The organism is Halalkalibacter sp. HAAS-P014 (genome assembly GCF_056619965.1).
Genome location: NZ_JBWQTV010000002.1, coordinates 1 through 22,626, shown reverse-complemented (window position 1 = coordinate 22,626; position 22,626 = coordinate 1). Strand labels below are relative to the sequence as shown.

Genomic DNA, 22,626 nt, shown 5'->3' with positions numbered 1-22,626 from the left:
TCTATTTACTGTTTTCGGGGTTTCATCTTTATATAAGTCACTTAATTACCTCAAACTCTATTCACTTTTGCATCTTTAAACAAACTCACGAAAACGTTTTCTATAAAACTTGCACGTTTTAGCAAACCCCTTTATAATATATAACTTATATATGCTTTACTAGATACAAAGGAGTGGTTCCGTGCTTCAAACAGCTTTTAGGGGAGAAGAGAAGAAAAAAGATCCTGAGGAGCTAAAACAAGATTTAGAAGAATTAGAGTTTCAAATGTTCCGTATGCAAGAAAACGTAAAAGAAATCGCGAAAAAAAGACAAATACTTGGGATTGAACAAACAAAAGATGACAAATGGGTGATTGTGTCCATTGTCGATGACGGTCATGCGTGCAAAATCATGTTAAACAACTGTGACCAAGCCTTTCGTGGAAGTTGGGATTTCTCAATCCAAGCAAAATATGAAAATCATTCCACGATTCACATTGGTGATATAAAAGGCGAGGAAAATAAAGGGTTCGGCTCGATCTGCATGGATTATTTAAAAGAACATGCCCAAGATCAAAACGTCCAATACATCAAAGGCGACCTCGCCGAACGTGATTGGGACCATCTTGACAGACTTGTCCATTTTTATGATAAGCACGACTTTGATGTTGAGGTGGATCATGAAAACTGCAACGGATCAATTGTTTGGCAACCCCATTGGTAAAATGGGGTTTTTGTTTTATTTAAATTAGTTGAGAAATTATTATTCTAACCATAATCTATTCATTAAAAGCTGCTTTCTAGAAGCTTTGCTACTTTTACGACATCGTTAGAGTAACATACAGCTTAGCTAGCTTTTTGTTCGTGGCTGCCTCAAAAGGACAAAACCCAATCTTTTGAGACAACCTCGTTGTTACTTACCCATTAATAAATATCCAATTGTACCAGTGAGCATTCCTAAAAGAGCCCCTCCAAGAACTTCTTCCGGCATATGACCGAGACGCTCTCGTAATTTAGCTCTTCGCTCTCTGATCTTTTCTGTCTCATGTTTGCCAGAAAGTAGCTTTAACTCTTCATCCATTTCATTTACTTTAACGGTTAACTCTCCTGTTTGTCTTCGAATTCCTTGTGCATCGTACATCACAATTAACCCAAATACGGTTGACATTGCAAAGTCTACAGACGAAACCCCTTTTTCTAAGGCAACAAACGTTGATAACGCCGTAACTCCTGCTGAGTGAGAACTCGGCATTCCACCGGTTTCTGCTAACAATCCAGTATCTAATTCGCCCGTCTTTGCTTTATGAATAGGTATTTTTAACGCTTGTGCAATCCCAATCGTTGACAGCGCTGTAATCATTGGCCGATTCATACACTTCACCTCATTTATAATGTTTGAAATAGGCCCAAAATCTATACATCATCCTTCTAATTGCTTCTTTTCACCTCAAATTATCTTCATGCTTTTAAAATTTAGGGTTCTTCTCTTTTTTTTACCATCTTTGATGAAAAAGTATAGTCTAAACAAAGAAAGCTCAAAATACTTTTGTACGTCGATCCAATCACAATTCTTAGGGGGTTTTCTAAATGGGTTTTTTTGATTTGTTTAACGAAGAAGAATCTCGTAAAGAAGAGCGTAGGGAAGCACGCGAAGTAAATCGAGTTACAGATACAGAATTCGCTGAGGACAATGCTCACCTTGACCTTCGTGAAGAAGAGTTAGACGTTCATAAACATCGTACAACAACAGGTGATGTTACTCTTCATAAAGATATTATTGAGGAAGAAAAAACAATTGATGTTCCTGTTTCTCACGACCAAGTAGTCATTGAACAACGAGCTGTTGATCATGAACCAACAGATGAGCCAATTACTGAGGAAGAAACCATACACATTCCAGTTACTGCAGAAAAAGTAGATGTTGAAAAGCAGACGGTTGTAACGGGAGAAGTTTCCGCTCATAAACGTTCCGTTCAAGAAACTGAACAAGTTCGCGATGTACTCCATAAAGAAGTGGCAGATGTGGAGGCACATGGTGATACAGATGTTATAAAAGAGGATTAAAACTTTATCTAGGCCCTACTCATTCGAGTAGGGTTTTTTTCTTTAAATTGAGGAATAATACAAAAAAACTCTCAGGAGGTGCCAAGATGGGAAAGTTTATTATATTGGGGGCCATTATAGGAAGTTTCCTCAGTTGGTTCATGAATTTACCTATTTATATGGGAATTGTTTTAGGGGCAGTAATTGGAGGAATAAGCAAAAGCTTAGCAAAAAAAAGAAACATCGAACCATTAGAAAATTCATCCTCCCCTAATAATACGATTCAGCTTCGTGAAGAACAATTAGATATAAAAAAAGAACGTGTACAAACAGGCGAAGTAAGAATACACAAGGAGGTCGTGGATGAGAAAAGAACATTCACTGTCCCTATTAAGCGCGAAGAAATGGTAATAGAAGCCGGAGATGAGGAAGAATATCGCATTCCACTTAAAGAAGAAGAAATCGAAATTACAAAACAACCTGTAAAGCTCAATGATGTTTCTGTTTCGAAAGTACAAATTGAAAACACAGAAAAAATAAAAGAAACGCTCAAAAAAGAAAAAGCAAATGTAGAAGTTGAAGGCGATGCAGATGTAAAAATGCCGAAACAATAACGAAGTAAAAGTTCCAAAACAACTTGTTTTTGGAACTTTTCAGTCTGTATAAATAAATTCAAATATCATAACCACCCATATTGAGTTTTCATGATTACTAAAAGCTTTCGACACAAATACTAAACAAATAACCATGCTATATTGATCCCAAGTAGACGCTTTCAAACATCAGTCAAATTAAACTTACTATTCCGTCAATAAAGTGTAAATGCTTTCAAGCATTTACACTTGACAGCTTATAAGTTAAGCTAATAGCTAAATTGAAAGAAGGAGTTACTACCATGGAGATTGTTGATCAAATTACTCATTTACAAGTATTAAACCAGTTTTGGATTTTGCTCTTTTTCCTCGTTCCTATGGTGTTAATCTCGAGAACGGTTGTAGCAGGAACCCGTTATTCCCCTGTACTAATCATTGTAATTTTCGGATTATTACTTGGTTTTCTTCTCGTCTTTGTTGGAGTCGCATCACCAGGACTAACTGAATTTCCATTTATAGGAATGATGGCCAATACAACCGTTATTGCTTTAACAGTATCATTTTTCGTTGGTGGTCAAGAACTACGAAAGATTTTAGGTAATAAAAAGCTCGAAGTTGATGAGATTCTTGTGCCTTCAGATGAGGAAACTATTTTAGGTACAAGTCGTACACAAATTTTTTACATTGTTCGTTCTTTTTTCTTATTATTAGGGATTCATGGTTTCACTAGTATGATAATAGCTGGGCGATCAGCTGAAGGACTCGCTGCGTACAATCCATTAATTGCTTATATCGGTCTTGTCCTAGCAATTATTTTTATCGATAATAAAGCGACAATAAAAAACAAACATAAGTACATACGAAAAGGTTTGATTGAGATTGCTTTAATCACTGTCGTATTACTAATTTCCTATAACATTGCCCAAATCTTTGCTTCAATCATCGCGTTACCACAAATTTTCTTTGCAATGATGATTTCAGCAGCGCTTGGTGCCATCTTCCATAATTGGACATTTGGTCCTACCATTCGTGCTCTTCTCTTTGCCGGTATTCCAGTACTTCTTGCTGCCAATTTTATGGTTGGAGGTTCTCGTGTAGGTGATGCGTTTGCTATTGAAGGAATGAATTCTGTTCTTGCATACGGATTTTTCGGGCAACTATTCTGGATGTTTGGTGGAATAGCTTTGGTTATGTTAATAGCGAGAACAGCAAATACAAGAAACTTAGCACCTGGAATGGCTGGTTCTCTATCTCACTCTGGGTTAACTGGTGCCTGTACAGCCGGAGACTTTGGAAAAATTGCCGCACAACGCGCACCCATTATGATAAACATTCCATTTTTTGGTCATGTTTTTGTATTTTCTATTTTAGCGGTCAGTGCCGAACGAGGTGCTCTCTGGGTTGGGCCTGCAGCAATACTTGTTGCTATTGGAGTTGGGTTAACAATTTTATCTTTGATCAACCTTCGAAAAGCCAATGGTAATGACCGAAAAGAAGTAAATGCATTAATGCAATTTTCATTTGGTTGGCAAATTTGTGCCGTCTTTGGTGGGCTTGCCCTTTTAACAATAAGCCCAATGGCTTTTGACTATACAGCTATGGCGCAAACTTCAGCAATTTCCCATTTTGGTTTGTTTGCAGCTATTCAAGAAGGAATGTTCGGAACAGAGGCTGCCCTACTCATTCCATTTATATTCTCAATGCCATTTTTAGTTCATCCACTTGTATTCTATATGTTTGGAAAAGCAATGGAACGAAATGGCGAAATGCCAACAAAACCTGTTTATATTCTTGCATCAATTGGTGCTCTAGGATTAGCTTACGCTTTATTGTTTGCTTAAATTATAACAAGTACAAGGTGTGTGTCAAATTTTGGCACACACCTAAACAAATACGCATACGAGCCATTGCAAATTCTATTTTAGCTTTTAAGAAACCTTTGTACTCTGTTTACTACTGGTTCTATTCTATAGATTGATATCTCTTGACGATTTCTTGCAATTTTAATGCTAGTCCAATTTTCCCTTCAACCTTTAGCTTACCTGTCATAAAAGCCATTGTTGGGTTCAAATTATTATCTAACAATTTAAGTAAGTCTTCTTCTGATAATTTCAATGTTACATCTGGCTCCTCTGTTTTGTCCTCAGCTAAATAAGTACACCCTTTTTTTAAGACAACTTGTAGACTGTTAGCATCCGTTAAATCAAATTGAAAAACACGATCCTTTTCACCTTGAATATGTTCCGGATTGTTGTTCACTTTTTCAACAAAAGCCTTTAACTCCCCCATTGCTTTCATCTTTTGTTCCTCCTATTCTGTTGTTTACTTATTCTCCTTATATGTAAGCGATTGTTTTCTTATTTAGAAGTGTAGATTGGAAGTTAAATCAAAATAGATATAGAAAGATCGAAAACAACGAGGATTTCACATTATGTTTGTTCGTTTTGAAAAGGGCTTTCTGTATACATACAGAGAAGGCTAGCACTTTCTATTTGCTAACCTTCTTACAAAAGAAATTATTGGACTTTCTCGCCATAGTACATTAATGCAATCGCTCCTGGTCCCGTATGTGTACTTATGATCGGTGAAGTTTCAGTAATTGTTACACTTATATTGTTATTTCCTTGTGTAAGAGCATCTTTTAATTTATTGGCTAGGTTTTCTGCTTCAATATGGGCTATACCAATTGCTTTAACCTCTTGTGACTTCGTTTCTTCGAGGAATTGTTTTTTAAGATACTCGATCATCTGCATATGTGTCCTAACTTTCGTGACGGGGGTGTATACACCATCCGCTAGCGAAGCGATAGGTTTAATTTTTAATAATGAACCTAGCAAGGCTTTCCCTCGGCCAATTCTCCCACCTTTTGCTAAATATTCTAACGTATCTACCATTAGATATAAGGACGTATGTTTTCGAACTTGTTCGAGTCGATTCACAATCTCTTCAACACTATGTCCATTCCTTGCCATCTTTGCAGCTTCAATTACTTGAAATCCTAGAGCATGCGAGATGAATTGAGAGTTAATAACGGTTACGTTATCACCAACCATGCTAGCTGCGCTTCTCGCAGAATTAACCGTACCACTCATTCCCTCTGTTAAATGGATTGAAATGACATGTGTTGTATCAGCTTCAGCCAACAATCTGCGATACGTCTTTTCAAAAACCCCGACAGATGGTTGCGAACTTTTAGGTAACTCATTTGATGAAGTCAATAAATTCACAAATTCTTTTTTGGTAATATCTACTCCATCTAAGTAGGTTTTTCCTTCTACAGAAATTGATAATGGCACTACTTCCACGCCATATTCTGTTATATGTGCTTCTGTTAAATCACTTGTTGAATCTGTCACTATTTTTATTGTCATTATGAATTCCCCTTTTGATGCTGCTACTAATTATCACACCAACTATATTCATAGCCATCATACCATACGTTCATTGCTATATGAATATAAAGCTATATTCCTAACGTAAAACGGATTTCTTGGTAAGTAATCGAGTCTGGAAGCACCTCTTTAATTGGGCGCAACCTTTCAGTTCCTACTTCATTTGCTGCTTCCATGATTAAATGACGTTTTTCCTCTTGTACATATTGTTCTAACTTGAGATCTGCTCCTTCTCGTTCGGCGCGAAGCAAATGCTTAACAATTGTCTGCTCCGTTAAAGAGAGGTCCTCAGCTAATTGGGGAACCGATTCACCCTTTTTAAACCTTTGTGCCGTCTCCATATATTGGCCTTTTCTAGTTGTGTTGGTTTTTTTAGCTGTACCAATAGTACCTTGGTTAGTAGGTCGTTTATTTTCAAACTGTTTTAAGACTTCTAAAAAGGCCTGTCCGTATTTTTCTTTCTTTTGTTCTCCCACACCGGAAATAGTTGAGAAATCATCTAAATTAAGTGGAATATAACGGCTCATTTCTTTTAATGTTTTGTCAGAGAAGATCATGTATGGTGGTAAATTGTTGTCAGTTGATAATTGTTTACGTAACTGTCTTAATGCTTCAAATACTTCATCTTGTTGTTCTGGTTCAGTTGGTGTTACCATTTGCATTACTTGGACAGACAGTTCCCCTTTTAAGACTTGTACGGCTTTTTCTGTCAACTGAATCGTTGGATAGGAAGTTCCAGTCGGCCTAAGAAATTCTTCTGCCATTAAAATATCTATAAATTCGGCAACATCCTTTTGTGTCCAATCACTCATTAAACCATAGGTTGTTACATCTGTTAAATTTAATTGTCTGATCTTTTGGTTCGTTGATCCGACTAACACTTGAGCAATTATGGTCTTCCCAAACCTTTCTCTAACTCTTTTCACGCAAGAAAAAACCATCTGCGCTTCTCGAGTCCGATCGACTTTCTCACCTGTTTGTACACAATTTGAGCATTTCCCACATGTCTTATTTGTATTTTCACCAAAGTAATGCAAAATATATTGTTGCAAACAACGTTCTGTATGTGAAAAAGCTGTCATTTGTTGCAATTTTTTGTATTCCATCTCTTGCCTGTCATCCGCTCGATCAGATTGTTCAATTAAAAACGTTTGCGTTCTGACATCTTGTGGACTGAACAGAAGCACGCAGTCACTCTCCTCGCCATCACGCCCTGCTCTTCCAGCTTCTTGATAATAGGCTTCAATCGTCCTTGGTATATTATAATGCAAGACATAGCGAACATTTGATTTATCAATGCCCATCCCAAAGGCATTGGTCGCAACAATGATTTTTGCTTCGTCATGAATAAATGCCTCTTGTGCTTTTGATCTCTCCTCTTCTCTCATCCCACCATGGTACATAGCAGCTTCAAATCCTGTAGAGTCTAATTCCTGGTAAATTTGCTCAACTTCTTTTCTAGTTGCAGCATAAATAATGCCTGATTCGTTTTTTCTTGTTGCTAAGAATGTAGACATAAACCTTTTTTTATTAACGCCTTTTTTCACTTGAAAGGTTAAGTTTGATCGCTCAAACCCAGTTGTAATTACATTCTCATCTTCTATATGTAAAAACTGCTGTAAGTCTTGGCAAACTTGCTTTGTTGCGGTTGCAGTTAAAGCGAGAACAGTAACATTATAAGTGATTTCCTCAAGCCAGGTAGAAATCATTAAGTAACTTGGTCTAAAATCATGCCCCCATTGTGACATACAATGAGCTTCATCAATCGCAACTAAAGAGATCGTAATGTTCCTTATAAGGTGCTGAAACGTCGGATGGTCTAAGCGCTCAGGAGCAACATACACAAGTTTGTAGTATCCTTCTTTAATCTGCGAGTGCCTTTTTCTTTCTTCTTCTGTACTTAGTGTACTATTTAAATACGTTGCAGGAACATCGAGTTCCGTTAAGGCGTCAACTTGATCCTTCATCAATGAAATTAACGGAGAGATAACCAATGTAACACCGGGTAAAATAAGAGCTGGTATTTGGTAGCAGAGTGATTTCCCACCACCAGTGGGCATAATGCCAATCGTATCGGTCCCAGCCAACACTTGTTCAATAATAGATTGTTGACCTGCGCGAAACGCATCGTAGCCATAAATTGATTTTAACTTTTCTTGAGCAATCTGTAGATTATTTATTTCCATCTCCGGTTCCCCTTTTCTAATTTTGAATGAGAAAGAAATCGTTGGACACTTTAAAATTAACAACATCAAACGAGGTGATTTCTGTGAACATGACGTTAAAACAAAAGAACACAGTCTGCGTCATTATTCTTTCATTGCTTATGTTCGCACCTGTTTTCATCATGCTCTTTACAGGTGAACGATTTGTACAAGCTATTCGACTGTTTCCGTTAGATTTTTCTTTATATTTTGCAGTGTTATTAGGTGCGATTATCGTGAATTATACAATGCGATCAACGAAGCTATTAACAATCACGATGCTTGCCACTATTGGTGGCCTTGCTGTGTACTTCTTTTGGTATCTATAATCCGATCTTTTCATCGTAACATGTCGGTGAAAATCGGTCGAGAGTCGAATAAAGATTACAGTTTTAAAAAAAAACGTTAGAATGCTAGCCCCTTGTCCACAATGAATGGTATAATTCATTCGATTATGGATATTGGAGGCTTACATATATATGATTACTGTTACAAATGTTGGATTACAGTACGGCGACCGAAAATTATTTGATGAAGTGAATATTAAGTTTACACCTGGTAATTGTTACGGACTTATTGGCGCTAACGGTGCAGGGAAATCTACATTCTTAAAAATCTTATCAGGTGAAATTGAACCTCAACAAGGTGATGTTCATATGAAGCCTGGGCAAAGGCTTGCTGTCTTGAAACAAAATCACTTTGAGTATGAAGAAGTTGAAGTATTAACCACGGTGATTATGGGTCACGCTCGTCTTTACCAAGTAATGCAAGAAAAAGATGCTATCTATATGAAAGAAGAATTTTCAGATGAAGATGGTATTAAAGCGGCTGAACTTGAAGGTGAATTCGCTGAAATGAATGGTTGGGAAGCAGAATCAGAAGCTGCCATCTTATTAAAAGGGCTTGGAATTTCAGAGGACCTTCATACAAAGAAAATGGCTGATTTAACCGGTTCCGAAAAAGTTAAAGTATTACTTGCACAAGCATTATTTGGTGAACCAGATGTCCTACTACTTGACGAGCCAACGAACCATCTTGATATTAAGGCAATTGATTGGTTAGAAGAGTTCCTTATTAACTTCGAGAATACAGTTATCGTTGTTTCGCATGATCGTCACTTCCTTAATAAAGTATGTACACATATTGCTGATTTAGACTTTGGGAAACTCCAAATTTACGTTGGGAACTATGATTTCTGGTATGAGTCAAGCCAGCTTGCACAAAAGATGGCTCAAGATCAAAACAAGAAAAAAGAAGAGAAGATTAAAGAGCTTCAAGGCTTTATTGCGCGCTTTAGTGCTAATGCTTCGAAGTCAAAGCAAGCAACTTCTCGTAAAAAGCTTCTTGATAAGATTGAACTTGATGACATTAAGCCATCTTCTCGTAAATATCCATATGTACATTTTGCACCAGAACGAGAAATTGGAAATGATGTTTTACGTGTGGAAGGACTTACGAAAACAATTGACGGTGAAAAGGTTCTTAATAATGTTAGTTTTACAATGAACAAAGAAGATAAGATCACTCTCGTTGGTGACAACGAAATTGCCAAAACAACACTATTCAAGATACTTGCTGGTGAAATGGAACCAGACAGTGGTTCTTACAAATGGGGTATTACAACTTCACAAGCTTATTTTCCTAAAGATAACTCAGAGTACTTTGAGGGCTGTGACCTAACCTTAGTTGATTGGCTACGTCAATATTCTCCTGAAGATGACAGTGATACGTTCCTACGTGGATTTCTTGGCCGTATGCTGTTCTCTGGAGAAGAAGTAAAGAAGAAGGCTAATGTTCTTTCTGGGGGCGAAAAAGTTCGTTGTATGTTATCAAAAATGATGCTAAGTGGCGCTAACGTTCTTTTGCTCGATGAACCAACGAACCATCTTGATTTAGAATCCATTACAGCGGTAAACAACGGGTTAATCAACTACAAAGGTGCAATGATTTTCACCTCACATGACCATCAATTTAATGAAACGATTGCAAATCGTGTGATTGAATTGACAAATGAAGGTATTGTTGATAAACAAATGACATTTAATGAATATTTAGAAACAATAAAATAATACACGAAGAGAGGCTGTGCCAAAAGGTGGGATTTTACCCTGTGGCACAGCCTCTTCTATATATTTTCAAAGATCCCTACTTCAGTCACTAAATTTACAGCATGCGACTCCTTTGTTGTTTTCTTCGCTTTATTATTTGCAGAACAATGACCAATACTAAAATAGCGAATAAAGAGGAAAGTAAATGTTGAACAAAAGTTGTCCAATCTTTGATAGAGTTCCCAAAAAAATAACCAATAAAAAAATAGATTGATAGCCAAACAAACGCTGAACTAAACCCAATCAAAGCAAATAAGCGATACGAGATTTTTGACAATCCAACACTAAAAGGGACAGCATGGCGAATAAAGGGGAAAAAGTAACTAAAGCTTGCCGCCTTAAGTCCATATTGATCTAGCAACTCTCTTCCCTTCTCAGCACGAGAATACCAGATTGATTGACTTTTATTTTCAAAATTTGAATGTTGGTGAACAGCATGCCCAATAACATACAGGAGAGTTCCATGTAAGATAATACTACTGAAGAAGACAAGAAAAGTAGGTAGAGGAGCAATGTATTTCGTAGTAGCTAATAAACCACCACTCATTAATAACACTTCATTAGGAACAGGAAAGAAAAACAAACCTACTGCCACAATAAAAAATAATGCGATATAACCATATTGTTTGATAAAATCAACTAAAAGAATTGTGTCCACTTTCCTCCTCCCCCTCTACCTTGTTGAAAGAAAAAAGGCAGCTTTGTGACTACCCTTTGAAGTAATCTTTATAATAGCCGCCAATTTCTCCAGTATTGTCAATTACAAAGTAAAACTCATCCGTTTCATTTTTCAGTTCGTACGATTTTCCTGCAGTTAATGCGCGATTTACCATATACTTCTTTGCATCTGTATGTAGACACTCAATCGTGCGAATCGTCTCTTTCTTTTTCCATGTTTGGTGAATCATCTCTAAAACCTTCTTTCGTCTTCTTATTATATGTATGATTCCATTATAATGGTATTAATTAAATTTGCCAACTTTATCAGGCATCTGTTAAGAAACTTTAATACTAAGGAGGTTGACGAGAATCAAGGCAAAATAAAAAGCATGAGCCGGTAAAATTACCGAACCCATGCCTGTAATACTCATTGTCTACCTTTTTTAGGCTGACTTCAAAGTAACCAACTAATCATTATCCTTCAAGTAAAAGAGTTTCAGGATCTTCAATCAATTCCTTCACTTTTACAAGGAAACCAACTGCTTCTTTCCCATCTACAATACGATGGTCGTAAGAAAGAGCAATATACATCATTGGGCGATTTTCAAAACGCTCTTGATCAATTGCAACAGGGCGCCATTGAATTTTATGCATTCCCAAGATTCCAACTTGAGGCGCATTTAAGATTGGTGTTGACATCAGCGATCCAAACACCCCACCATTTGTAATCGTAAATGTACCACCTTGTAAATCAGAGATAGCTAATTTATTATCACGAGCTTTTTTACCTAATTCACCGATTCCACGTTCTATACCAGCAAAGCTTAAGCGATCTGCATCACGTAAAACAGGAACAACTAATCCTTCTTCTGTCGATACAGCACAACCGATGTCGTAATATTTCTTAATTAACAACTCGTCGCCTTGAATTTCAGCATTTAGTAATGGAAACTCTTTTAAGGCTCCAACAACTGCTTTGGTAAAGAAAGACATAAAACCAAGCTTTACACCATTTTTATCAACGAATGCATCTTTACGACGGTTACGAACTTCCATAACTGCTGACATATCCACTTCATTGAATGTTGTTAACATAGCTGCTGTCTGTTGAGATTCAACTAAGCGTTTCGCAATTGTCTGACGACGACGAGACATTTTCACACGCTCTACTGGCTTAGCTGGATCATCCGAAGCAACTTGTGCAGCTGGTGCCTTTTGTGAAGGTGCAGATGGCTTTGCTGCTGCTGGCGCTTGCTTACCATGAGATTCAACATCTTGCTTACGAACACGACCTAATGGATCTGTTGTAGCCACTGTGCTTAAATCAATACCTTTTTCACGTGCTAATTTTCTAGCTGCCGGTGAAGCTAGTGGACGATCAGCAGATGATGTTGTACTTACTTCTTCTGTTACTGCTGGTACAGTTTCTTGCTTAGGTTGCTCTTGAGGGGCTTCTTCTTTTGTCTCACTGCTTTCACTGCCACTTGCAGTTTCATCAATTACAGCAATGACTTCACCCACTTCAACTGTATCACCTGGTTCTCTTTTAAATTCTTTAATAACACCAGAGTGCTCAGCAACAATTTCAACGTTTACCTTATCTGTTTCTAGCTCAGCGATATATTCACCCTGATTAATATATTCTCCTACTTCTTTTAACCATTGAGCTATGGTTCCTTCTGTAATCGACTCTGCTAGTTCTGGTACTTTAATCTCAATCACGGAAAAGGCCTCCTCTTATTGTTTACGTGTCAGTGTTTCTGTTACAATTCGTTCCTGTTCTGTTTTATGTGCGACCGGGTCACCTTCAGCTGGACTCGAACGATGCGTTCTTCCAATATAGCTAACAGCAGTTCCTTCAGGCGCAATATCACGAATACGAGATTCGATAAACGGCCAAGCTCCCATATTTTTCGGTTCTTCTTGTACCCAGACAATTTCTTTAGCGTTTGAATAGCGAGCAAATAATTCTCTAATTGGTTTTTTCGGGAATGGATATAGTTCTTCCACACGTGCAATATGCAACCAATCCCAATCTTTATCGCTATTCTTATTAATACGATCAGCTAAATCAATTGAGACTTTCCCACTACATAATACGATACGTTCAACTTTTTCTGTGTTTCCTCCAAGCCCTTCCTGCTCAAATACAGGTTTAAATTCTCCCTCTGTAAATTCAGCATGCGTCGAAGCAACGACTTGGTTACGTAATAAACTTTTTGGTGTCATAATAATAAGAGGACGAACTGAATCCTTCTCAAGAATTTTTGCCTGTCTTCTTAAAATATGGAAATATTGTGCAGCCGAAGTACAATTCGCAATCGTCCAGTTATTTTCTGCAGCTAGCACAAGAAATCTTTCAACACGGCCACTTGAATGTTCTGGTCCTTGACCTTCATAGCCATGAGGTAATAAAACGACAAGTCCTGATTTTTGTCCCCATTTAGCTCTACCCGCCGAAATCCACTGGTCAAACATAACTTGCGCACCGTTAGCAAAATCTCCAAATTGAGCTTCCCATAAAACCAATGTTTCTGGCGCTTGAACATTGTAACCATACTCAAAACCAACAACCGCTTGTTCAGAAAGTGGGCTGTTGTATACAGCAAAAGAAGCATTTGCCATGTCGAACGATTGTAATGGTGTATGAACCTCATTTGACTTACTATCATGTAAAACTAAATGGCGATGAGCAAACGTTCCACGTTCAGAGTCTTGACCCGTCAATCTTATTGGAGTTCCATCATGTAGAATCGTCGCAAATGCTAACGTTTCTGCTAATGCCCAATCAACTTTCCCATTTTCATCAAAAGATTGAAGACGTCGTTTCAAGATTTTCTCTAGCTTTGTGTTGGCAGAAAAATTCTCTGGCCATGCCAATAGTTTTTCATTGATATCCTTAAGTGTATTAAACGGAACACTCGTTTTCACTCTTGGCAGTCCGTTTACTACATAATCAGGTGGAGACATTTCTTTCGGTTTATTCGATTTATTAGCAATAACATCGTCATATTGAGATTGCAAATAGTCTTGAACATCCTTATCTAATTTTTCCCCATACGCTTTATCAATGACTGTCTTTTCAACAAGTTGATCACTATAGATAGCACGCACAGTTGGATGCTTCCGAATTATGTTATAAGTAGTTGGTTGTGTCACAGCTGGTTCATCCATTTCATTATGACCAAAGCGACGATAGCCAACTAAGTCAATCAGGAAATCCTTCTTGAAGCGTTTGCGATACTGGACAGCTAAGTGAATAGCAGCTAAACAAGCTTCTGGATCGTCTGCATTTACGTGGATGATCGGAATTTCAAATCCCTTTGCTGGATCACTGGCATATGTAGTTGAACGTGAATCATATGTCTCAGTTGTAAATCCAATGTTATTATTAGCAATAATATGAAGAGACCCGCCAGTCTGATAACCATTCAGTCGACTAAGGTTCAAGGTTTCTGTAACAATTCCTTGTCCTGGGAAAGCTGCATCTCCATGAATTAAAATTGAATATGCTTTCGTTACTGACTGCTCAGGAAACCCTTTAGATGTACGTACTTCTTGAGCTGCTCTAGCGTAACCTTCGACAATTGGACTAACAAACTCAAGGTGACTTGGGTTGTTCGCTAAAGACACAGTAGCTTCAGCCGTATTTTCCTCTCTTATTTGACGATCAGCACCTAAATGATATTTCACATCACCAGTCCAGCCATTTACCCCAGCTGATACACCAGATGGATCTAAATCTTTGCTTGGTGCGTGCAAGAATTCAGAGAAAATCATTTTATAAGGCTTACTTAAAGTGTGTGCCAATACATTTAAACGTCCACGATGCGCCATACCAATGAGTACATGTTGAGTTCCTTCATGTACAACTTCACGTACAGCTTCATCTAACATTGGAACTAACATATCTAAGCCTTCGATTGAAAAACGCTTCGCACCCACAAATGTACGGTGAACAAATTTCTCAAAACCTTCTACATGTGTAAGTCTACTTAACAGATTTAGACGTTGTTGTTTTGTCAGATTAGGAATATACATTCCTGTCTCGACCATTTTTACTAACCAGTCACGCTCTTCCATATCAGGAACATGGTTAAACTCAAACGCCGTTGTTTTTGTATAAACATCTTTTAAATAATTAATCGCATCTAACCCATTTTTTACATGGGATGGTGCATGCTCACAAATCATCTCAACCGGTACTTGTTTTAAAAAGTCCTCAGTTAGATCATAATGACTTAATTCAAGGATCCGATTTTGATTTTCATTTTTGAGAATGGGGCTAATATCTGAGAACAAGTGCCCTTTTCTACGAATCATATCAGCTAATTTAACTGCGTTAACATACTTCCTAACCGTATCTGGTGAGGATGGAACAGCTACCTCCACTGCTGATTGACTCTGCCCTTCAGAAGGTGGCGGTCCCCAAATATCAAATAACTCTCTTAAATCTTCTTCAACAGCATCAGGATTCTTGGAATACTCTTCATAAAGCTCAATTGCTACGCCAAGATTCGGACCATGGAACCCTTGCCATGGTTCTTCCGCTTTGTGCCCCTTGCTTGACATATGATGATTACCTCCTAGTTTAACTTCAAGTTAAATCTATGAATTTTAAGTTAATATAACGCTTTCAAAGCCATTTTAACATAATTGTCACATTTGTTAAAGAATATCTGATCTTATTCATAGATTTATTTTAACTTGAACTTGACAATTATCATAATAATATAGAAAGTAGAATAAAACTCTCTACACTTAAAAAGTTTATATCTTTTTATTAAGAAAATCTAGTTCTTTCTAAAAAAAGATCTGTTTTCCCCTTTAATTTTCCCAAAAAAAGAAAAGGAATGTAATTATGGTTAAATTTGACAATCAAAACAATCAAATATTATCTTCTTCTTGCTTGAATTGCCAGGATGAATTTTTTCAGCCACCTATAGATGATATGCCTAAAGTAGGCTGTTGTTCCTATAGCCCTACCTTTTATCTACTTGAAATAGCCAACATGATCCAAAAAGATAGTGAATTCTTTTCTAAAAGCGTATTGCGGCACCCCACAGCTGAAATATCCCCTTTTCAAATAACGGTTCATGCTAACGTTCACCCTGAATTTGCAAGTATTATTAACAAAAGAAACCTTTCCAAACTTGAAATGGATGACCTACGTCATTCGTACTCGGTTTGTCAGTATTTCAAAGATCAACAAGGCTGCTCATTAGAACCTGCGTTTAAAAACTCTGTATGCCGTTCCTTTATTTGTCTGACAGTTGAAAATGAGTTAACGAAGAACGAAAAACTCACTTTTGAGAAATGGACAAATAAAATAAAAGCCAAAGAACTAAGCTTTCAACACAAACACGAGAAGGAGCTAAAGTCATTAGGCATCGATTTGCAATCAGCACCACAAGAAGTCATTTGTTATTTCAAAGGATTATAGAGGTAGCCGAAAAAGTTGAGACTTACTTTTTTCGGCTGCCGTAATGTAATGTAAACCAATCTAAAATTTGTTGCTTTTCATTTTCAGTAAATTGAAATAAGGGCGAGTCACAACCTTCTTCTCTTAAGACAATTTGCAAAATCGAACCTGACTCCCCAGCTATTACCAGAGCTTCTGGTTCTTGCAACTCACTCGGTAAATCCCCCTTAAACGTTACTATATAATGAGTCCACGGTTGCATTTCATAAGAGTCAGCAACCTTCATATTTGTCAATGTGCATTCTGTGTATTTCTCAAACGTTAAATCAATCATATCTTCGTTCTCACTTTCCAAGTTTGGTCTATTTTTATAATAAGATATTCAGAAGAACCGACCTCATATTATTACAGCGAGGTCCATCATAATTTGTTGTTTCTTTAAATTAAATCGTATTATACGTAATGACACCATCAATTGGCTTTCTAGATAATGGATATGTTGTTTTCGCTTATCTCCCTTTATTTGTTTATATCCTTACGTACGGCTTCTTCCCCAGCGAGTAAAACCATTTTCTTATGTTAACCGCTTTTTCAATAATTGGACAGCATTGGCAAGTTCATCCTTTGTTGTTGGACGACCGATGCTAAATCGAATCGTTCCTTTTCCCTCTTCGGGTGTAACATTCATGGCTTGTAATACAGGTGATAATGTCACTTCTCCTGAGTGACAAGCAGACCCAGTTGAAGCAGCAATTTCTGGCACAGCATCTAATATTTCTTGCCCTATTCTGTTAACAAAACTTACATTTAATGTGTTAGACAAACAATTTGTCGGATGCCCGTTTAAACGAATTTGATTAGGAAACTCTTCATTAAGTTTTGTAAACAAGAAGTCCTTAAGCTTCTGCATTGTAGAGGTATCCTTTAAATAACGTAAGGCAATTTCCGAAGCAGCTCCTAATCCGGCAATTAAAAGTACATTCTCCGTCCCAGCTCTTTTTCCATACTCATGACCTGCACCATGAATATAGGGGTCTAGTTCAACTCCCTTTCGGATATATAGTCCACCAACTCCTTTTGGGGCATAAAATTTGTGACCAGCTATTGATAAGAAGTCTACAGACAGCTGTTCAACATTAATTGGTACTTTCCCAATCGCTTGAGCTGAATCCGTGTGAAAGAGAATTCCTTTTTCTCGAGCCATCTTTCCGATTTCCTCGATTGGTTGCAATGTTCCTACTTCATTGTTAGCATGCATAACCGTTATAAGTATCGTATCTGGTCGGATAGCATTTTTTATATCCTGAAGGGAGACTTGTCCGAATTCATCTACAGAAACATACGTAACCTCTGCTCCCTTCTGTTTTAAATACTGTAGAGGTTGGTAGACAGCAGGGTGTTCGATCGCCGTTGTTATTATATGCCTACCTTTATTTTGATAGCGCTCGAAAACGCTTTTTATAACATGATTATTAGATTCACTTCCCCCACTTGTAAAGATAATTTCTTCTTCCTTTGCCCCGATTAGAGCTGCAACTTGCGCTCTAGATTTTTCTATCGCTTTCTTTGCTTCAATTGCTGCAAAATGGCTAGTGGAAGGATTCCCATAATGATTGGTCAAAAACGGGGTCATCGCCTCCACCACCTCAGGAGCTAATGGTGTACTAGCATTATAATCCAAATATATTTGTTTCACGGTTTGTTCCCCCTTGTATATTCGTATACATAGTTTATCAACTTATGTAGAACATGCATAACATTCTGTATTTGATACATAATGAAAGCAAAAACAGGGACGTGATTTATGTGGAAATGACCTTACAATCAACCAAGAGTGACATTCCTTGTTTAGTAACGGTTGAACCTAGTAATGGTACTTATACCCTTCGCACATTTGACACAAGCGAACGCACATTTCATAACGGACATGAATTGTTGGCATGGGTAAAAAGAAATTGGGAGCCGTCCCAATTTCAAAATTCCTCACAGTATACTGAATTGCTACATAATGTAAGCGAGGAATTGAAAGATTCACTATATTGATATACCAAAAGGAGTTATCACCGATAGTTAAGGACGTTAACCTTCTAATTAAGACAAGCTACGCATATACATTGGAGAACTTCTACTGTGAGGTGAGTATATGCTAGCTCTTATCTTTCTCCTTCTACTCTCCATACTTGTTAGCATTGATGCGTTTGCAATAGGATTTTTATTTGGTCTTAAAAAAATCCGAATCCCCCTTATCGTCATTGCTATGATCTCACTCTTTTCTGGATTTGTTGTATTTTTTTCTATGGGGATTGGTCGGCTAATAGGAGAATTTGTTCCTACTTCAATCATTCAAACAAGTGCTGGCCTTACCCTTATTGCTATTGGGATTTTCAACCTTATTCATGATTTACCCCTTTACCGACGTTCTTATTTCGTCATGATTGCCTTACTTATGAATGTTGATAGTTTCGGATACGGAATACAAGCTGGTTTAACTGAACGCTCTTTTTGGTTAGCTCCAATAGTTGGCTGCATCATTTTCATTGCATTTATTGTAGGAATTGTCCAAGGCCACATCATCAAAAGTCGGTTTATTATCCGTTATATGGCTTTAATTCCTGGTATTCTCTTTCTCCTACTCGGTTTCAATAAATTACTTTTTTAAAAAAACGTTCCCGTTTCATACTTAGTCCTATTTACATTATAATATCCCCCAATAATTACTCTGGATATATAGACACTAATAACACAATTCGGAATGGACAAAGAATTAGTTTACCACTCTAAGGTTAAATACACCCACAAAACAAAAACAACAATCGACATTTAACTGAAAATTTTGTCTATTCCTGCGCTTGCCTCGGAAATATCTATGTAATTCCCCATTAAAATAAGAAAGAGGAGATTCTCCTCTTTCTTATTTTATTACTATTTCCTACCTTACAATACCTCTACTATGCTGTTTTGCTACTGAAATTTCAAAATAACTATCATCGTCTTCATTTATTCGGTCAACTATAATCAAGACGTCTTCGAACGCTACAGAATGATTATTGGTTTTATTTTCACTCATAAACCTAATAATACTATTTATCTCTTCATTGATTTTATGATTAAGAATTTCTTCAGTAGTCTTTTTGCTTCTGATACTGTCATTAAAGTCCATTGGGTATTGAGGAATATTCACCAGCTTAACCTTCTTTCATACTAAATTTATTTCCATCATAATTGTTTAAATAATAGGAATCAAGATTTGAATTCAAGATAGACTTATTTTAATTCTTCCCCCTTCTTTTCTTTATTTATAGGTTGGTATCTATACGAAATCATTATAGATGAATACCTTACTATAGACTAACGGAATTGGAGGGAATACAATGTCCGAAGAACTCATTAAACCTTGGGATTTTGATGACACCTTAAATGATGATTCTTATGTACCCTCATATATTGAGGACATGGCTCATAAAGTCCTAACTCATTATGATTTAAAACTTCATAGTCTCGAAGTAATGGCCACTAAAGCTGATAAAGGTGGTCTGATTTGGAAAATCGAAACAAATCGTGGACCATTCAGTTTAAAAGTTTTACACCGCAGACCAACAAGAAGCCTATTCAGCTTAGGTGCCCAAACTTATTTAGTAGAAGAAAAAAAAGCAAGAGTCCCTCCTATTTTCAAAACAAAATCAGGTGAAGATTTTGTTGAAATGGGTGGGAAGCTATGGTTTATAGCTGAATGGATAGATCTAACCGAGGCTTCAAAAGACTTAAAAGGAGCTGAATTGCTTTGTGCTGGCCTTGCAGAATTTCACAAACTGTCGATAGGTTATGAACCTCCTTATGGAGCAGAAATACCATCACGCCTGTATCGCTGGCCACGAAAATACGAAAAAATGATCACAAAGATGGCGTGGTTCAGAGATTTAACAAGCGTTTATCCTGAAATGCCAGCTAGCTCTCCTATTCTCTCGGTAATTGATAAATTTGAGGAACAAGCAAAAAAAGCACTTACCAAACTTGAACAATCAAACTATCACAAACTGATTCAAAAAGGGAATAAAGAATGGGGTTTAGTTCACCAAGATTATGGTTGGGCAAATGGTCAACTTGGACCAGGTGGGGTCTGGTTGATTGACTTAGATGGTGTCGCCTATGATCTGCCTATCCGAGATTTACGGAAGTTAATTACAAACCAAATGGAAGAACTAGGAGCTTGGGATGTCGAATGGATAAAGGGAATGATTAAAGCATATCATGAAACAAATCCAATTGATAAAGATCTATATGAAATTCTTCTTATAGACATGAGTCTTCCTAATGAATTTTATTTACAAGTAAAAGATATGGTTTATGAACCTACAGTATTCTTAGACGAAGAAGTTGCAGCGGTTGTTGAGGATATCATCCATCTTGATCAGTCAAAATGGCAAGTACTAGAGGAACTCCATCAATGGAAAGGAGCATTTACGGAATGAAAATATTAATGATCTGTACAGAGAAGCTTCCGGTTCCAGCAGTTAAAGGGGGTGCAATCCAGACCTATATTGATGGTATTTCATCTCACTTAAACAAAGAGCATGATCTCACAATCCTTGGCAGAAGCGATCCTACTTTACCAGAAGAAGAGACCATCGACAATATTCGATATGTGCGAACTTCCGGAGGATTAGTTGAAGTTTATCGTGAAGGTGTGAAGCAATTTTTACAAAAAAATTCGTTTGATGTGATTCATATCTTTAACCGACCTCGACTCGTCTTACCAGTAAGAGAATGTGCTCCAAAAGCAAGAATTATACTAAGCATGCACAATGATATGTTTAAGCCTGAGAAAATAGACCAAGATGAAGCATCCAAAGCAATTGATGAGCTAGACAAAATTATTACAGTCAGTGATTATATTGGTAAAACAATTTCAGATCCTTTCCCAAAAGCAAAACCTAAACTTAAAACCATTTATTCTGGTGTCGACATCTCTCGCTTTGTTCCACCAAATTCAAAAAGCGCAAAAGAAATGCGCGAGTCAATTCGGAAAGAACACAATCTTGAAGACAAAAAAGTCATCCTTTTTGCCGGAAGACTCTCCCCTAATAAAGGGGTAGATGTATTGATTCGGGCATTACCTGAACTGGCAAAAAAACATTCAGATATTGCCCTTGTAGTTGTCGGCAGCAAGTGGTTTAGCGTTGATGAAGTGACAGATTACATCGCTTACGTACGTGCACTGGCAGCTAGATTAACCGTACCTGTTATAAATACAGGGTTTGTTCATCCAAGTGAGATCCAAAAGTGGTTTTTAGCTTCTGATGTATTTGTTTGTACCTCACAATGGCAAGAACCTCTTGCTAGAGTGCACTATGAAGCTATGGCATCAGGACTCCCGATTCTCACAACACAACGTGGTGGAAATCCAGAAGTCATTATCTCTGGTGAAAATGGTTTCGTGATAGAAAAACCAGAAGATCCACAATCGTTTGTATCTCACCTAACGTCACTTCTTTCCGACCCAAAACTATGTAAAAAATTAGGTAAAAAAGGCCGGGCACTTGCAGAACAACATTATACTTGGGATCGAGTAGTCTCTGATGTCCGTTCTGTCTGGAAAGAAGTTGAGTATCGAATCAAAAATAATATATCTCTTGCTAACATTGAAAATAGCAATAAAGAATCTATCGATGACGTGATTGATGACCTTAATGAACAAGTCCAATCTCAAGAGTCCACAGAGAGTGATTCTGATTCTCTACCTATTGATGATGTGATTGATGACCTTAATGAGCAAGTCCAATCTCAGGAGTCCACAGAAAGCGATTCTAATTCTCTACCTATTGATGACGTAATTGATGATCTTAATGAGCAAGTCCAATCTCAGGAGTCCACAGAAAGCGATTCTGATTCTCTACCTATTGATGACGTAATTGATGATCTTAATGAGCAAGTTCAATCTCAGGAGTCCGTAGAAAGCGATTCAGCCTCTCACCCTATTGATGACGTAATTGATGATCTTAATGAGCAAGTTCAATCTCAAGAGCCCGTAGAGAGCGATTCTGATTCTCTACCTATTGATGACGTAATTGATGATCTTAATGAGCAAGTTCAATCTCAGAAGTCCGCAGAAAGCGATTCAGCCTCTCACCCTATTGATGACGTAATTGATGATCTTAATGAGCAAGTTCAATCTCAAGAGCCCGTAGAGAGCGATTCTGATTCTCTACCTATTGATGACGTAATTGA

General features: G+C 37.3%; 21 protein-coding genes. 10 read left to right on the top strand and 11 right to left on the bottom strand.

Translation table 11 applies throughout. The features are described 5' to 3' along the window. Window positions 1–181 precede the first annotated feature (181 nt). On the top strand, window positions 182–703 hold the full coding sequence (locus tag AC1FXZ_RS00855; RefSeq protein ID WP_480050073.1) for a hypothetical protein: 522 nt from the start codon (window positions 182–184) through the stop codon (window positions 701–703). A gap of 189 nt (window positions 704–892) precedes the next feature. On the opposite strand, the gene AC1FXZ_RS00850 is transcribed toward AC1FXZ_RS00855, so the two are convergent. Beyond that, window positions 893–1,351: a divergent PAP2 family protein gene (locus tag AC1FXZ_RS00850; RefSeq protein WP_480050071.1), complete on the bottom strand. Its 459-nt coding sequence runs from the start codon at window positions 1,349–1,351 to the stop codon at window positions 893–895. A gap of 215 nt (window positions 1,352–1,566) precedes the next feature. Here AC1FXZ_RS00850 and AC1FXZ_RS00845 point away from each other — a divergent pair, with 215 nt between their 5' ends. The 3 genes from AC1FXZ_RS00845 to AC1FXZ_RS00835 all read left to right on the top strand — a co-directional run bounded on the left by AC1FXZ_RS00845 (window position 1,567) and on the right by AC1FXZ_RS00835 (window position 4,456). Next, window positions 1,567–2,043, top strand: coding sequence for a YsnF/AvaK domain-containing protein (locus AC1FXZ_RS00845; protein WP_480050069.1), 477 nt, complete (start codon window positions 1,567–1,569; stop codon window positions 2,041–2,043). Between the two features lie 86 nt (window positions 2,044–2,129). Further along, window positions 2,130–2,636 (top strand): YsnF/AvaK domain-containing protein, encoded by a 507-nt coding sequence (locus AC1FXZ_RS00840; protein WP_480050067.1) that lies wholly within the window; start codon window positions 2,130–2,132, stop codon window positions 2,634–2,636. Window positions 2,637–2,917: 281 nt separating this feature from the next. Further along, a complete protein-coding gene (locus tag AC1FXZ_RS00835) occupies window positions 2,918–4,456 on the top strand; it encodes a hypothetical protein (protein WP_480050065.1) in 1,539 nt (512 codons plus the stop codon). A gap of 121 nt (window positions 4,457–4,577) precedes the next feature. Here AC1FXZ_RS00835 and AC1FXZ_RS00830 read toward each other — a convergent pair whose 3' ends face one another. The 3 genes from AC1FXZ_RS00830 to recQ all read right to left on the bottom strand — a co-directional run bounded on the left by AC1FXZ_RS00830 (window position 4,578) and on the right by recQ (window position 8,193). Further along, on the bottom strand, window positions 4,578–4,913 hold the full coding sequence (locus AC1FXZ_RS00830; protein ID WP_480050063.1) for an SCP2 sterol-binding domain-containing protein: 336 nt from the start codon (window positions 4,911–4,913) through the stop codon (window positions 4,578–4,580). 218 nt (window positions 4,914–5,131) lie between these two features. Next, window positions 5,132–5,989, bottom strand: a complete 858-nt coding sequence (locus AC1FXZ_RS00825) for a DegV family protein (RefSeq protein ID WP_480050673.1) — start codon at window positions 5,987–5,989, stop codon at window positions 5,132–5,134. An 89-nt stretch (window positions 5,990–6,078) separates the two neighbouring features. Continuing rightward, entirely contained in the window at window positions 6,079–8,193 is a 2,115-nt protein-coding gene (recQ, locus tag AC1FXZ_RS00820) for a DNA helicase RecQ (RefSeq protein WP_480050061.1), read from the bottom strand. Window positions 8,194–8,282: 89 nt separating this feature from the next. Here recQ and AC1FXZ_RS00815 point away from each other — a divergent pair, with 89 nt between their 5' ends. Beyond that, on the top strand, window positions 8,283–8,540 hold the full coding sequence (locus AC1FXZ_RS00815; RefSeq protein WP_480050060.1) for a hypothetical protein: 258 nt from the start codon (window positions 8,283–8,285) through the stop codon (window positions 8,538–8,540). 150 nt (window positions 8,541–8,690) lie between these two features. Next, window positions 8,691–10,280, top strand: a complete 1,590-nt coding sequence (locus AC1FXZ_RS00810) for an ABC-F family ATP-binding cassette domain-containing protein (protein ID WP_480050058.1) — start codon at window positions 8,691–8,693, stop codon at window positions 10,278–10,280. A 94-nt stretch (window positions 10,281–10,374) separates the two neighbouring features. Here AC1FXZ_RS00810 and AC1FXZ_RS00805 read toward each other — a convergent pair whose 3' ends face one another. The 4 genes from AC1FXZ_RS00805 to AC1FXZ_RS00790 all read right to left on the bottom strand — a co-directional run bounded on the left by AC1FXZ_RS00805 (window position 10,375) and on the right by AC1FXZ_RS00790 (window position 15,551). Then, on the bottom strand, window positions 10,375–10,977 hold the full coding sequence (locus AC1FXZ_RS00805; RefSeq protein ID WP_480050056.1) for a DedA family protein: 603 nt from the start codon (window positions 10,975–10,977) through the stop codon (window positions 10,375–10,377). 49 nt (window positions 10,978–11,026) lie between these two features. Beyond that, entirely contained in the window at window positions 11,027–11,227 is a 201-nt protein-coding gene (locus AC1FXZ_RS00800; RefSeq protein ID WP_480050054.1) for a DUF6501 family protein, read from the bottom strand. A gap of 226 nt (window positions 11,228–11,453) precedes the next feature. After that, on the bottom strand, window positions 11,454–12,701 hold the full coding sequence (odhB, locus tag AC1FXZ_RS00795) for a 2-oxoglutarate dehydrogenase complex dihydrolipoyllysine-residue succinyltransferase (protein WP_480050052.1): 1,248 nt from the start codon (window positions 12,699–12,701) through the stop codon (window positions 11,454–11,456). 15 nt (window positions 12,702–12,716) lie between these two features. After that, window positions 12,717–15,551 (bottom strand): 2-oxoglutarate dehydrogenase E1 component, encoded by a 2,835-nt coding sequence (locus AC1FXZ_RS00790; protein WP_480050050.1) that lies wholly within the window; start codon window positions 15,549–15,551, stop codon window positions 12,717–12,719. A 289-nt stretch (window positions 15,552–15,840) separates the two neighbouring features. Between AC1FXZ_RS00790 and AC1FXZ_RS00785 the strand changes: the two genes are divergently transcribed. Then, window positions 15,841–16,422, top strand: a complete 582-nt coding sequence (locus AC1FXZ_RS00785; RefSeq protein ID WP_480050048.1) for a hypothetical protein — start codon at window positions 15,841–15,843, stop codon at window positions 16,420–16,422. Window positions 16,423–16,444: 22 nt separating this feature from the next. On the opposite strand, the gene AC1FXZ_RS00780 is transcribed toward AC1FXZ_RS00785, so the two are convergent. Both AC1FXZ_RS00780 and AC1FXZ_RS00775 read right to left on the bottom strand, forming a co-directional pair. Continuing rightward, the gene (locus tag AC1FXZ_RS00780; RefSeq protein ID WP_480050046.1) at window positions 16,445–16,735 is read right to left on the bottom strand and encodes a hypothetical protein; all 291 of its coding nucleotides are present in this window, start codon (window positions 16,733–16,735) and stop codon (window positions 16,445–16,447) included. A gap of 240 nt (window positions 16,736–16,975) precedes the next feature. Next, a complete protein-coding gene (locus tag AC1FXZ_RS00775; protein WP_480050044.1) occupies window positions 16,976–18,097 on the bottom strand; it encodes a cysteine desulfurase family protein in 1,122 nt (373 codons plus the stop codon). Window positions 18,098–18,544: 447 nt separating this feature from the next. Between AC1FXZ_RS00775 and AC1FXZ_RS00770 the strand changes: the two genes are divergently transcribed. Further along, window positions 18,545–19,060 carry a manganese efflux pump gene (locus tag AC1FXZ_RS00770; RefSeq protein ID WP_480050042.1) on the top strand — a complete coding sequence of 172 codons (516 nt, stop codon included), beginning with the start codon at window positions 18,545–18,547 and terminating at the stop codon, window positions 19,058–19,060. Between the two features lie 270 nt (window positions 19,061–19,330). On the opposite strand, the gene AC1FXZ_RS00765 is transcribed toward AC1FXZ_RS00770, so the two are convergent. Then, the gene (locus AC1FXZ_RS00765; RefSeq protein ID WP_480050040.1) at window positions 19,331–19,582 is read right to left on the bottom strand and encodes a hypothetical protein; all 252 of its coding nucleotides are present in this window, start codon (window positions 19,580–19,582) and stop codon (window positions 19,331–19,333) included. Window positions 19,583–19,772: 190 nt separating this feature from the next. On the opposite strand from AC1FXZ_RS00765, the gene AC1FXZ_RS00760 reads away from it, so the two are divergent. Next, window positions 19,773–20,870, top strand: coding sequence for a CotS family spore coat protein (locus AC1FXZ_RS00760; RefSeq protein ID WP_480050038.1), 1,098 nt, complete (start codon window positions 19,773–19,775; stop codon window positions 20,868–20,870). Next, a partial coding sequence (locus AC1FXZ_RS00755; protein WP_480050036.1) for a glycosyltransferase family 4 protein occupies window positions 20,867–22,626 on the top strand: 1,760 nt, incomplete at its 3' end. The genes AC1FXZ_RS00760 and AC1FXZ_RS00755, both read left to right, overlap by 4 nt.